This is a genomic window from Mesorhizobium sp. ArgA1, from assembly GCF_053714375.1.
In genome coordinates this window covers 256587-269009 of the sequence record NZ_JBSKBQ010000005.1, presented here as the reverse complement: position 1 = coordinate 269009, position 12423 = coordinate 256587, and the positions used below count along the sequence as shown (strand labels likewise).

The following is a 12423-nucleotide window of genomic DNA, read 5'->3' as shown; positions in this document are numbered from 1 at the left end:
ATGGACACTTTCTTCTTCCTCTATGTGGTGCCGGCGTTCTGGATTGTGGCCGAGTCGGTGCTCCTCATCGTTGTCCTGCTCATCGGCGTCGCCTATCTGCTTTATGCCGACCGCAAGATCTGGGCGGCGGTGCAGCTGCGCCGCGGCCCGAACGTCGTCGGCCCCTGGGGCACGCTGCAGGCTTTCGCCGACCTGTTGAAATTCGTCTTCAAGGAACCGGTCATTCCGTCCGGCGCCAACAAGGGCGTGTTCCTGCTGGCGCCGCTGGTGTCGGCCGTGCTCGCGATCTCGGCCTGGGCGGTCATCCCGGTCAATGCCGGTTGGGCGATCGCCAGCGTCAATGTCGGCATTCTCTATGTCTTCGCCATCTCCTCGCTCGAGGTCTATGGCGTGATCATGGGCGGCTGGGCGTCCAACTCGAAATATCCCTTCCTCGGCGCGCTGCGCTCGGCAGCGCAAATGGTCTCCTACGAAGTCTCGATCGGCTTCGTCATCGTCACCGTGCTTTTGTGCGTCGGCTCGCTCAACCTGTCGGACATCGTCATGTCGCAGCAGGACGGCCTGGGCACAAGGCTTGGCCTGCCCAACACCTTCCTCGACTGGCATTGGCTGTCGCTGTTCCCGATGTTCGTCATCTTCTTCATCTCGGCGCTGGCCGAAACCAACCGGCCGCCCTTCGACCTCGTGGAAGCCGAGTCGGAACTGGTTGCCGGCCACATGGTCGAATATTCCTCGACGCCGTTCCTGCTGTTCTTCCTCGGCGAATATGTCGCCGTGGTGCTGATGTGCGCGCTGGCGACGATCCTGTTCCTCGGCGGCTGGCTGCCGCCGTTCGACTTCGCGCCCTTCACCTGGGTGCCCGGCGTGATCTGGTTCGTGCTCAAGATCTGCCTGATGTTCTTCATGTTCTCGATGGTGAAGGCCTTCGTTCCGCGCTACCGCTATGACCAGCTGATGCGGCTGGGCTGGAAGGTCTTCCTGCCGATCTCGCTGGCGATGGTGGTTCTCACCGCAGCCTTCCTCAAGATCACGGGGTTTGCGTGATGTCCGTTCTCGGCCAGGCCGCCAAGTCCCTGCTGCTGCAGGATTTCGTCAGCGCCTTCTTCCTGTCGATGCGCCAATTCTTCGCGCCGAAGGAGACGATCAACTATCCGCACGAGAAGGGGCCGGTCAGCCCGCGCTTTCGTGGCGAGCACGCGCTGCGCCGCTATCCCAATGGAGAGGAACGCTGCATCGCCTGCAAGCTGTGCGAAGCGATCTGCCCGGCGCAGGCGATCACCATCGAGGCCGGCCCGCGCCGCAATGACGGCACGCGGCGCACCGTGCGCTACGACATCGACATGGTGAAGTGCATTTATTGCGGCTTCTGCCAGGAAGCCTGCCCGGTCGACGCGATCGTCGAGGGGCCGAATTTCGAATTCGCGACGGAGACGCGCGAGGAACTTTACTACGACAAGGACAAGCTGCTGGCGAATGGCGACCGGTGGGAGCGCGAACTGGCGCGCAACATCTCGCTGGATGCGCCGTACCGCTGACATTTGACGCATGGACGGGGCGAGGGGCCTCGTCTAAGGAACACGCAACTTGCCGGCCGGAGGCGGTCGCAAATATCGAACAGGACGAGCGTCCTGTTTCGGACAGGAACCCGGGGGATCCCCAATGCTGAGTGGACTAGAGGCGGCCTTTTTCTACCTCTTCGCCTTTGTCGCGGTGGCGTCGGCCTTCATGGTCATTTCGTCGCGTAACCCCGTGCATTCCGTGCTGTTCCTGATTCTGACCTTCTTCAATGCCGCCGGCCTCTTCATGCTGACCGGCGCCGAGTTCCTGGCGATGATCCTGCTCGTCGTCTATGTCGGCGCGGTCATGGTGCTGTTCCTGTTCGTCGTCATGATGCTCGATGTCGACTTCGCCGAGATGAAGGAAGGCGCCCTGCAATATGCGCCTATCGGTGCGTTGGTCGGACTGATCCTGGCGGCGGAGCTGATCGTGGTGCTCGGCGGCTACACCTTCGCGCCCCAACTGGCGTCGACGGTGTCGAAGCCGATCCCGGACCTCGCCGCGCGGACCAACACGGCCGCACTCGGCGACATCCTCTATACGGACTACCTCTACTACTTCCAGATTTCTGGCCTCGTGCTGCTGGTTGCCATGATCGGCGCCATCGTGCTGACGCTGCGTCACAAGGAAGGGGTCAAGCGGCAGTCGATCGCAGCCCAGGTCGGCCGCACGCCGGCAACGGGCATGGAAATCCGCAAGGTCAAGTCGGGCGAGGGGCTCTGAGATGGTCGTCGGCATCGCACATTACTTGACCGTATCGGCGATCCTGTTCACGCTCGGCGTGTTCGGCATCTTCCTGAACCGCCGCAACATCATCGTCATCCTGATGTCGGTCGAGCTGATCCTGTTGGCGGTCAACATCAATTTCGTCGCCTTTTCGGCGGCACTCGGCGATCTCGTCGGACAGGTCTTCGCCCTGTTCGTGTTGACGGTCGCCGCCGCCGAGGCGGCTATCGGACTTGCCATTCTCGTCGTCTTCTTCCGCAACCGCGGCTCGATCGCGGTCGAAGACGTGAACCAGATGAAGGGTTGACGGGGCTAACATGTATCAAGCGATCGTCTTCCTTCCGCTGCTCGGCTTCCTGATCGTCGGCCTGTTCGGCAATTCGCTCGGCGCCAAGGCCTCGGAATACATCACCTCGGGCTTCCTGGTGATCTCGGCCGTGCTGTCCTGGGTCGCCTTCTTCTCCGTCGGCTTCGGCGAGGGCGAAGTGTTCACCGTGCCCGTGCTGCGCTGGATCCAGTCCGGTGGCCTCGACGCCTCCTGGGCGCTCAGGATCGACACGTTGACCGTGGTGATGCTGGTCGTCGTCAACACCGTTTCGGCGCTGGTCCACATCTACTCGATCGGCTACATGCACCATGATCCGAACCGGCCGCGCTTCTTTGCCTATCTGTCGCTGTTCACCTTCGCCATGCTGATGCTGGTGACGGCCGACAATCTGGTGCAGATGTTCTTCGGCTGGGAAGGGGTGGGTCTCGCCTCCTATCTGCTGATCGGCTTCTGGTACAAGAAGCCATCGGCCAACGCCGCGGCCATCAAGGCCTTCGTCGTCAACCGCGTCGGCGATTTTGGCTTCGCTCTCGGCATTTTCGGCGTCTTCGTTTTGTTCGGCTCGGTCAATCTCGGCACCATCTTTGCCAATGCCGCGACCTTCATTCCGGCCGAAGGCGCTGAGCACGGTGCTGCTGTGCTGACCTTCCTCGGCTATGCGCTCGACAAGCATTCCGCCATGACCATCGTCTGCCTGCTGCTGTTCATGGGCGCCATGGGCAAGTCGGCGCAGGTGCCGTTGCACACCTGGCTGCCGGACGCCATGGAGGGCCCGACGCCGGTCTCCGCGCTCATCCATGCCGCCACCATGGTGACCGCCGGCGTGTTCATGCTGGCGCGCCTGTCGCCGCTGTTCGAGCTGTCGCATTCGGCGCTGACGGTCGTGACCTTCATCGGCGCCTTCACCGCCTTCTTCGCCGCCACCGTCGGCCTGGTCCAGAACGACATCAAGCGCGTCATCGCCTATTCGACCTGCTCGCAGCTCGGCTACATGTTCGTGGCGCTCGGCGTCGGCGCTTATGGCGCGGCCATCTTCCATCTGTTCACGCATGCCTTCTTCAAGGCGCTGCTGTTCCTCGGTTCGGGCTCGGTCATCCATGCCGTCTCCGACGAGCAGGACATGCGCAAGATGGGTGGTCTCCGGACGCTCATTCCCAAGACCTACTGGATGATGGTGATCGGCACGCTGGCGCTGACCGGCGTCGGCATTCCGGTGACGGTCATCGGCACCGCCGGCTTCTTCTCCAAGGATGCCATCATCGAGGCTGCCTTTGCTGGGCACAATTCGGTTGCCGGCCTCGCTTTTATCCTGCTGGTCATCGCCGCCTGCTTCACCTCCTTCTACTCCTGGCGGTTGATCTTCATGACTTTCCATGGCGAGCCGCGGGCGAGCCACGAGGTCATGCACCATGTCCATGAATCGCCGCCGGTGATGCTGGTGCCGCTGTTCATCCTGGCGGCCGGCGCGCTGTTTGCCGGCATTATCTTCCACGGCGCCTTCATCGGCGAGGGCTATGCCGAGTTCTGGAAGGCCTCGCTGTTCACGCTGCCGGACAACCAAATCCTGCACGAGATCCACGAATTGCCCTTGTGGGTCGAGCTGGCGCCGTTCGTCGCCATGGTCATCGGCTTTGCCGTCGCCTGGAAGTTCTACATACGCTCGCCGGAATTGCCCCGGAGTGTCGCCGCCAACCATCGCCTACTCTACGCCTTCCTGCTCAACAAGTGGTATTTCGACGAGCTCTATGACGTGCTGTTCGTGCGCCCTGCCAAGGCGCTGGGCCGGTTCCTGTGGAAGACCGGCGATGGCGCCATCATTGATGGGCTCGGCCCGGACGGAGTATCGGCGCGCGTCGTCGACGTCACCAACCGCGTCGTCAAGCTGCAGACCGGCTACCTCTATCACTATGCCTTCGCCATGCTGATCGGCGTGGCCGCACTCGTCACCTGGATGATGCTCTGATGACCGCCTGGCCAATCCTCTCGCTGGTCACCTTCCTGCCGCTGGTTGGTGTGCTGCTGATCCTGTTCATCAGGGACGACAGCGAAAACGCACGCCGCAACATCCGCGCCATCGCGTTCCTGACCACGGCGGCCACCTTCATCATCTCGCTGTTCATCTGGACCGGCTTCGACAATTCTCAGGCCGGCTTCCAGTTCGTCGAGAAGTTTGCCTGGCTGGATTCCGGCATCTCCTACCATATGGGCGTCGACGGCATTTCGATGCTGTTCGTCATCCTGACGACGTTCCTGATGCCGCTCTGCATCCTGGCGTCGTGGGAAGCGATCGACAAGCGCGTCAAGGCCTACATGATTGCCTTCCTGCTCCTGGAAACGCTGATGATCGGCGTGTTCTGCGCGCTCGACATCGTGCTGTTCTACGTCTTCTTCGAAGCCGGCCTGATCCCGATGTTCATCATCATCGGCGTCTGGGGCGGCAAGCGCCGCGTCTATGCCTCGTTCAAGTTCTTCCTCTACACGCTGGCCGGCTCGGTGCTGATGCTGCTCGCCATCATGGCGATGTTCTTCCAGTCCGGCACCACCGACATCCCGACGCTTCTGACGCACAACTTCCCGGCCAATATGCAGACTTGGCTATGGCTCGCCTTCTTCGCCTCCTTCGCGGTCAAGATGCCGATGTGGCCCGTGCACACCTGGCTGCCCGACGCTCACGTCGAAGCGCCGACAGCTGGTTCGGTGATCCTGGCCGCCATCCTTCTGAAGATGGGCGGGTACGGCTTCCTGCGCTTCTCCCTGCCGATGTTCCCGCTGGCGTCCGAAATGTTCGCGCCGCTGGTGTTCACGCTGTCGGTCGTCGCCATCATCTACACCTCGCTGGTGGCGCTGATGCAGGAGGACATGAAGAAGCTGATCGCCTATTCCTCCGTCGCCCATATGGGCTTCGTCACCATGGGCATCTTCGCCATGAACCAGGAAGGCGTGCAGGGCGCGATCTTCCAGATGCTGTCGCACGGCCTCGTCTCCGGCGCGCTGTTCCTGTGCGTCGGCGTCATCTACGACCGCATGCACACGCGCGAGATCGACGCCTATGGCGGGCTGGTCAACAATATGCCGAAATACGCCACGGTGTTCATGGTCTTCACCATGGCCAATGTCGGCCTGCCCGGCACCTCAGGCTTCGTCGGCGAATTCCTGACCATGCTCGGCGTGTTCCGGGTCAACACCTGGGTGGCGTTCTTCGCCGCCACCGGCGTCATCCTGTCGGCCGCCTACGCGCTCTGGCTCTACCGGCGGGTGATCTTCGGCGCGCTGACCAAGGAGAGCCTGAAGGGCCTGTTCGATCTCTCGACGCGCGAGAAGACGATCATCTACCCGCTGGTCGTGCTGGTCATCTTCTTCGGCGTCTATCCCGCCCCCGTCTTCGATGCCACGGCCCAGTCGGTCAAGGCGCTCGTCACCAATGTCACCGCATCCATCGGCGCCGCGCAGACCGCGGCGGCGAACTGACCAGAGGTTTTGCGAACCATGACGCCGGACCTTTATTCCAGTCTTTCGCTCTCGACGCCGGAGCTGATCCTCGCCATCGGCGCGCTGGCGCTCTTGATGGTCGGCGCCTATTCGCGCGCCAACATGGTCAACCTGGTGACAGGCCTTGCCGTCGCGGTGCTGGTGATCGCCGGCCTGTGGCTGGTCTTTTCCACGGGGCAGGGCAGCGCCTATGGCAACGCCTTCATCCAGGATCCCTTTTCCCGCTTCATGAAGGTGCTGTCGCTGGTCGGTTCGGCGGTGACGCTGGTGATGTCGATGCGCTTCGCCAAGCAGGAGCATTTCGACAAGTTCGAATACCCCGTCCTGATCCTGCTGTGCACGCTCGGCATGATGCTGATGATCTCGGCCAACGGCATGATCGGGCTCTATCTCGGCCTCGAACTGCAATCGCTGGCGATCTACGTGCTGGCTGCGATCAACCGCGACAATCTGCGTTCGACCGAAGCCGGCCTGAAATACTTTGTGCTCGGCGCGCTGTCGTCAGGCATGCTGCTGTATGGCATCAGCCTGGTCTACGGCTACACCGGCAATGTCGGCTTCCAGGAAATCGCCTCGGCGCTCGGCAGCGGCGAACGCCAGCTTGGCCTCGTCGTCGGCCTGGTCTTCGTTTTGGCCGGCCTCGCTTTCAAGATATCGGCGGTGCCGTTCCATATGTGGACGCCAGATGTCTATGAGGGCGCACCGACGCCGGTCACCGCCTTCCTTGCGGCAGCCCCCAAGATGGCGGCGATGGCGCTGATCGTGCGCGTCACCATGGGCGCCTTCAAGCCGATCGCCTCGGACTGGCAGCAGATCGTGGTCTTCATTTCGATCGCCTCGATGGCGCTCGGCGCCTTTGCCGCGATCGGCCAGACCAACATCAAGCGGCTGATGGCGTACTCCTCGATCGGCCATATGGGCTACGCGCTGGTCGGCCTTGCCGCCAACAGCGAGGCCGGCGTGCGCGGCGTCGCCATCTACATGCTGATCTATCTGGTGATGACGCTCGGCACCTTCGCCTTCATCCTCGCCATGCGGCGCAAGGAAGGCAATGTCGAGCAGATCAGCGATCTGGCCGGTCTATCCTCGACCAACCCGATCATGGCGACGATCCTGACCATCCTGATGTTCTCGCTGGCCGGCATCCCGCCGCTCGCCGGCTTCTGGGGGAAGTGGTACGTCTTCCTCGCCGCCATCAACACCAACCTCTACGCGCTGGCGATCATCGGCGTGCTGGCCTCGGTGGTGGGCGCCTATTACTATCTGCGCATCATCAAGATCATGTGGTTCGACGAACCCGCCGGCGGCTTCGTGCCGATGGCCAGCGAACTGCGCCTGGTGCTCGGCGTCAGTGGCGCCTTCGTGCTGTTCTATGTGCTGATCGGCGGTCCGATCGCGACCTACGCCGAAGCCGCCGCCAAGACATTTTTCTGAGCGGGATGGCATTTCGGCTGGCTCCAACCTCCGAGACGGAAGGGTTCCGGCTCGAGGTCCATGACAGTATCGGCTCCACCAATACGGTGGCACTGGACCATGCAAGGGCAGGTGACCCCGGCAAATTGTGGGTCGTTTCCAAGAAGCAGGAAAGCGGGCGCGGCCGGCGTGGCCGTGCCTGGGTATCGCCCGAAGGCAATCTGGCAGCGACTTTGCTCGTCATCACCGGCGGTGAGCTTCGCCTTGCCGCGACGCTGGGTTTCGTCGCCGGCCTGTCGCTGGCCGATGCGCTCGAGGCCGTCGTGCCGAAGGGCAGGATCGCAATCGGCCTCGATGGCGGCAGTGAGGGCAAAAACCGGTTCGAGCTGAAATGGCCGAACGATGTGCTGGCGTCCGGCGCCAAGCTGGCCGGCATCCTGCTGGAATCGGCCATTCTCGACGGCGGCCGTTTCGCGGTAGCGGTCGGCATCGGCGTCAATGTGGTGGCACATCCCACTGATATGCCGTATCCGGCGACATCGCTGCAGGCGCTCGGTGCTGCATGCGATGCCGAAACGCTGTTTCTGGCGCTGTCGGATGCCTGGACCGACAATGCCCGGCTGTGGGATGACGGACGCGGGCTCGACGCCATCAGGCGGCGCTGGCTGGCGCGCGCGGCCGGGCTTGGCGGCGAGGTTGCTGTCAGGATTGACGGGAGTGTCGTGCGCGGTACCTTCGAGACCATTGACGAGGACTGCCGTTTCGTGATCCGCGATGATGAGGGGTCGGTTGTGACGGTCGCCGCCGGCGACGTGCATTTCGGCGCAGTAGCGTCGGCAAAAGTTTAGGGGCTGGCCCCACATGGGGTAGAGCATGATGTTATCCGAAAACCGCTCACACTTTTCGGCATCATGCTCTAGTGGCCAGGAAGGGAAAGATTGATGGCGAAAGCGCAAAACGCCGAACTCGTCTTCGTGCCGCTCGGCGGCGTCGGCGAGATCGGCATGAACTTCGCCCTTTACGGCTACGGGCCGCCCAGTGCGCGCGAATGGATCGTCGTCGATGTCGGCGTGACCTTTCCCGATGCGGCGCATCCGGGCGTCGACCTGATCCTGCCTGACACACGCTTCATCGAGGAGAACCTCGCCAATCTGCGCGGCATCATCATCACCCATGCGCATGAAGACCATTACGGCGCGCTGCTCGACACCTGGCCAAAGCTGAAGGCGCCGGTGTGGATGACGCCGTTCAGTGCGGGCCTGCTGGACGCAAAGCGGCAGGGTGAGCAGGGCGCGCCGAAAATCCCGGTGTCGATCTACCGGGCCGGCGAAAAGTTCACCGTCGGGCCGTTCGAGATCGAGGCCATTCCGGTGGCGCACTCCATCCCCGAGCCGATGTCGCTGGCGATTACATCGCCGGCCGGTACCGTCATCCATACCGGCGACTGGAAGATCGATCCGGAGCCGACGATCGGTCCCAAGACCGACGAGACGCGTTTCCGCGCCTATGGCGACAAGGGCGTGCTGGCGCTGGTCTGCGATTCGACCAATGCGCTGCGGGAAGGCGAATCGCCGTCGGAAGTGGCGGTTGGCGAGGGCCTGAGGGGTGTCATCCAGAGCGCCGTCGGTCGTGTCGCGGTCACCACCTTCTCTTCCAATGTCGGGCGCATCGTCTCGATCGCCAAAGCGGCGCGCGATGCCGGCCGCCAATGCCTGGTGCTCGGCCGCTCGCTGAAGCGGGTCATCGATGTCGCCGACGAGCTCGGCTACATGGACGGGCTGCCGGAGTTCATCGCCGAGGAGGATTTCGGTTTCATCCCGCGCGAGAACCTGGTCATCATCTGCACCGGCAGCCAGGGCGAGCCGCTGGCGGCGCTGGCCAAACTGTCGCGCGACGAGATGAAGTCGGTGTCGCTGACGGCCGGCGACACGGTCGTGTTTTCCTCGCGCACCATTCCCGGCAATGAGAAGGCGATCCTCGAGATCAAGAACCGTCTCATCGATCTCGGCATCAAGATCATCGAGGACGGCGACGCGCTGGTGCACGTATCCGGCCATCCCCGCCGCAGCGAACTGCGCAAGATGTATGAATGGGTGCGCCCGCAAATCGGCGTTCCCGTGCATGGCGAGGCCGCACATCTGGTGGCGCAGGGGTCGCTGATGTCGACCTCCGGCATCGGCCAGGTGGCGCAGGTGCGCGACGGCGACATGCTGCGGCTGGCGCCCGGCCCGGCCACGATCATCGACCAGGTGCCGTTTGGCCGCATCTACAAGGATGGCAGGCTGATCGGCACCGACCAGGCGATGGGTATTCGCGACCGGCGCAAGCTGTCGTTCGCAGGCCATGTCGCGGTCAATGTCGTGCTCGACGACAAATATGAGCTGGCCGGCGATCCCGACCTGGTCGCCATCGGCGTCGCCGAGGCGGATGCACGTGGCGAGAACATGGAAGATCTGATGCTCGACGCGGCCGTCGGCGCGGTGGACTCCATCCCGCGCCAGCGGCGGAAGGACCTCGATCTGGTGCAGGAAGCGGTGCGGCGCGCGGTGCGCGGCGCCGCCAACGAAGCCTGGGGAAAGAAGCCGCTGGTGACGGTGTTCGTCACGAGATAGGCGAAGCCAAGCGCTGGTTCAGCTGGTGGCGGGAAGCCAGCGAAAGGTCCCGTCGACCTGCTCGATGTGCCCGAGACCCGGAAACGGCATATGATAGCCGGCGACAAGCAGCCGGTGTTCGGCGGCCATTTTCAGCAAGCGCTTGCGGGTCTCGACGGCCTGCTCCTTCTCGTCGTCGAGATCGGCCTGCCACTCAGGCCGCTGGATCGAAACGACAGAGTGCAGAAAGGCGTCCGACCAGATGAGCAATTGCTGCCCATCGCTCTCGACGTGAAACGCCAGCAACCCTGGGGAATGGCCGGCGGCTTCGATCGCGGTGATGCCGGGCACGACCTCGTCTCCCGGCGCTACGAATTGCGCCCGGTCGGCAAGGCCGATGCAGACGCGCCGGAACAGGTCGCGGTTGCTCAGTCTGGCTTCGCGCACAGCATCGGCTTCGGTCCAGAAGACGAATTCGGCCGCGCCGAAGACATAGCGCGCCCGGCTGAAAACGGTTTCGCCGTTGTGTACGAGGCCCCCGATGTGGTCGGGGTGGCCATGCGTGATGACCACCAAATCGATATCGGCGGGTTCGAGCCCGAGGTCTTGCAGGCATTGCAGCAGGCGACTGTCGGCGTCGCCGAAACCGGTGTCGAACAGGATTTTTTCCACGCCGGTGTCGACAAGCGTCGGGATGAAGCAATGCTCGTATCGATCAGGATCGATGAAGTTCGACATGGCGAGTTCCCGCACCGCGTCCGGCGATTGTCCAGGGGCGAAGGCAGCCGCGAGATTGTCGCGGAGATCGACGGCGTCGAGCAGGGCGGCGACCCTGAACGAGCCAAGATCGAAGCTGAAAACGCGGAGGCGGGCATCGGACATTGCCGTTTGTACTTCGCCGACACCGATTGGAACAGGCCGGCGGTTCACCCAAGTGCGACCTTGCGCGCCTCCGCAAAGGCTATTGATGTCGGCCGATTTGCCGTAAGACGCCAGAATGGAAGCTGGAGGTTTCATGCTGGGACGCCTGAACCATGTCGCGCTTGCCGTGCCGGATCTGGCGGCGGCGATCACCGCCTATCGCGACACGCTGGGCGCCCGGGTGACCGCGCCGCAGGCGCTGCCGGAGCACGGCGTGACGGTGGTGTTCGTCGATGTCGGCAACACCAAGATCGAACTGTTGGAGCCGCTGGGCGAAGGCTCGCCGATCGCGGCTTTCCTGGAGAAAAACCCCTCGGGCGGCATGCATCATGTCTGCTATGAGGTCGACGATATCCTTGCCGCGCGCGATCATCTCAAGGCGAGCGGCGCCCGCGTGCTGGGCGACGGCAATCCCAAAACCGGCGCCCATGGCAAGCCGGTATTGTTCCTGCATCCCAAGGATTTCTTCGGCACGCTGGTCGAACTGGAGCAGGCATGAGCTGGATTTCGTTTGCCGCGCTGTTCTTCATCACATGGTGGCTGATGCTGTTCATCGTGCTGCCGTTCAGCGTGCATACGCAGGATGACGATCACGACGTGACGCTGGGCACCGTTGCCAGCGCCCCGCGCGGGCCGCATATGCTGCGCGCCGTGATCCGCACCACCATCGTCACGGCTGTCGTCATGGGCATTTTCTACGGCTTGACGCATGGGCTGGGTTACAGCCTCGACGAAGTCCCGCACATCATCCCCGAAGCCAGCCAGGCACCGGCTAACTAAAGCACTTTCCTGCCGAAAAAATCGGGCGGGCAGCATGCGGCTTTTTGTGCCTATTTTCGGAGCATCGGACTCCAGTTTCGGCGCCTCGGGCTGAAGTTGGCAACTCCGCCCGCAAGCATAGCCAATCCTGATAGAATCGCGACCCAGATCACGTCGGCGCAAGCTCACGTGATTTGGCAACAGGTCGATCTAACCAGATGATTGGCCAAAAAAAATGCAAGGCACAAGGCCTTGCAATTTAAACGCGTTCCGATCTGTTTTCCGGTTTCCGGCGGCAGCGGGTAACCGCGCCTAGATCGCATCCTCCCAAGACTTTGACCGCGTAGGAGAGCAGATTTTTCTCTACCCTCTCGGTTATCGGGGCACACTAGCCTAACCCCGATGAAATTGTCACGCAGAATTTTGCCCGCAAATGGGCAATCCTGTGCTGCACTGCACAATAGTACGGCAGGCTTTGCTTGCGAAACGAACAACAGCGGCGCCGCCCAATGAATTTGGCCAGGTGTGCTGCGTCGCTCGGACGCGCAAAGCGTGTGTCAGCACTTTGCAGCCATGCCCGGCACCTTGCATCGAAAGCATCATCGTTTTCGGTTCGAAGGTCTTTGGAAGAAGAATCGA

The 12423-nt window shown here is 62.6% G+C and carries 12 protein-coding genes; 11 read left to right on the top strand and 1 reads right to left on the bottom strand.

What is annotated here, in order from left to right:
• The 9 genes from nuoH (at position 1) to ACWGTI_RS15475 (ending at position 10125) form a co-directional block, all read left to right on the top strand.
• A complete protein-coding gene (nuoH, locus tag ACWGTI_RS15515; protein ID WP_454587913.1) occupies positions 1–1044 on the top strand; it encodes an NADH-quinone oxidoreductase subunit NuoH in 1044 nt (347 codons plus the stop codon).
• Entirely contained in the window at positions 1044–1535 is a 492-nt protein-coding gene (gene nuoI / locus ACWGTI_RS15510) for an NADH-quinone oxidoreductase subunit NuoI (RefSeq protein WP_454587912.1), read from the top strand. Before nuoH ends, nuoI begins: the two co-directional genes overlap by 1 nt.
• 124 nt (positions 1536–1659) lie before the next feature.
• Positions 1660–2280 carry an NADH-quinone oxidoreductase subunit J gene (locus tag ACWGTI_RS15505; RefSeq protein ID WP_454587911.1) on the top strand — a complete coding sequence of 207 codons (621 nt, stop codon included), beginning with the start codon at positions 1660–1662 and terminating at the stop codon, positions 2278–2280.
• 1 nt (position 2281) lies between these two features.
• On the top strand, positions 2282–2590 hold the full coding sequence (gene nuoK / locus ACWGTI_RS15500) for an NADH-quinone oxidoreductase subunit NuoK (RefSeq protein WP_454587910.1): 309 nt from the start codon (positions 2282–2284) through the stop codon (positions 2588–2590).
• Positions 2591–2600: 10 nt separating this feature from the next.
• Positions 2601–4574 carry an NADH-quinone oxidoreductase subunit L gene (gene nuoL / locus ACWGTI_RS15495; protein WP_454587909.1) on the top strand — a complete coding sequence of 658 codons (1974 nt, stop codon included), beginning with the start codon at positions 2601–2603 and terminating at the stop codon, positions 4572–4574.
• Positions 4574–6079, top strand: a complete 1506-nt coding sequence (locus ACWGTI_RS15490; RefSeq protein ID WP_454587908.1) for an NADH-quinone oxidoreductase subunit M — start codon at positions 4574–4576, stop codon at positions 6077–6079. The genes nuoL and ACWGTI_RS15490 overlap by 1 nt, the downstream gene beginning before the upstream one ends.
• A gap of 18 nt (positions 6080–6097) precedes the next feature.
• Complete coding sequence (nuoN, locus tag ACWGTI_RS15485; RefSeq protein ID WP_454587907.1) at positions 6098–7534, top strand: NADH-quinone oxidoreductase subunit NuoN; 1437 nt, start codon at positions 6098–6100, stop codon at positions 7532–7534.
• 5 nt (positions 7535–7539) lie between these two features.
• On the top strand, positions 7540–8361 hold the full coding sequence (locus ACWGTI_RS15480; protein WP_454587906.1) for a biotin--[acetyl-CoA-carboxylase] ligase: 822 nt from the start codon (positions 7540–7542) through the stop codon (positions 8359–8361).
• A 93-nt stretch (positions 8362–8454) separates the two neighbouring features.
• On the top strand, positions 8455–10125 hold the full coding sequence (locus tag ACWGTI_RS15475; protein ID WP_454587905.1) for a ribonuclease J: 1671 nt from the start codon (positions 8455–8457) through the stop codon (positions 10123–10125).
• An 18-nt stretch (positions 10126–10143) separates the two neighbouring features.
• Here the strand turns inward: ACWGTI_RS15475 and ACWGTI_RS15470 are convergent, their stop codons facing one another.
• On the bottom strand, positions 10144–10986 hold the full coding sequence (locus tag ACWGTI_RS15470; protein WP_454587904.1) for an MBL fold metallo-hydrolase: 843 nt from the start codon (positions 10984–10986) through the stop codon (positions 10144–10146).
• Between the two features lie 133 nt (positions 10987–11119).
• Here ACWGTI_RS15470 and mce point away from each other — a divergent pair, with 133 nt between their 5' ends.
• Positions 11120–11524 (top strand): methylmalonyl-CoA epimerase, encoded by a 405-nt coding sequence (gene mce / locus ACWGTI_RS15465; protein ID WP_454587903.1) that lies wholly within the window; start codon positions 11120–11122, stop codon positions 11522–11524.
• Complete coding sequence (locus ACWGTI_RS15460; protein ID WP_454577556.1) at positions 11521–11805, top strand: DUF1467 family protein; 285 nt, start codon at positions 11521–11523, stop codon at positions 11803–11805. The genes mce and ACWGTI_RS15460 overlap by 4 nt, the downstream gene beginning before the upstream one ends.
• Positions 11806–12423: the final 618 nt, after the last annotated feature.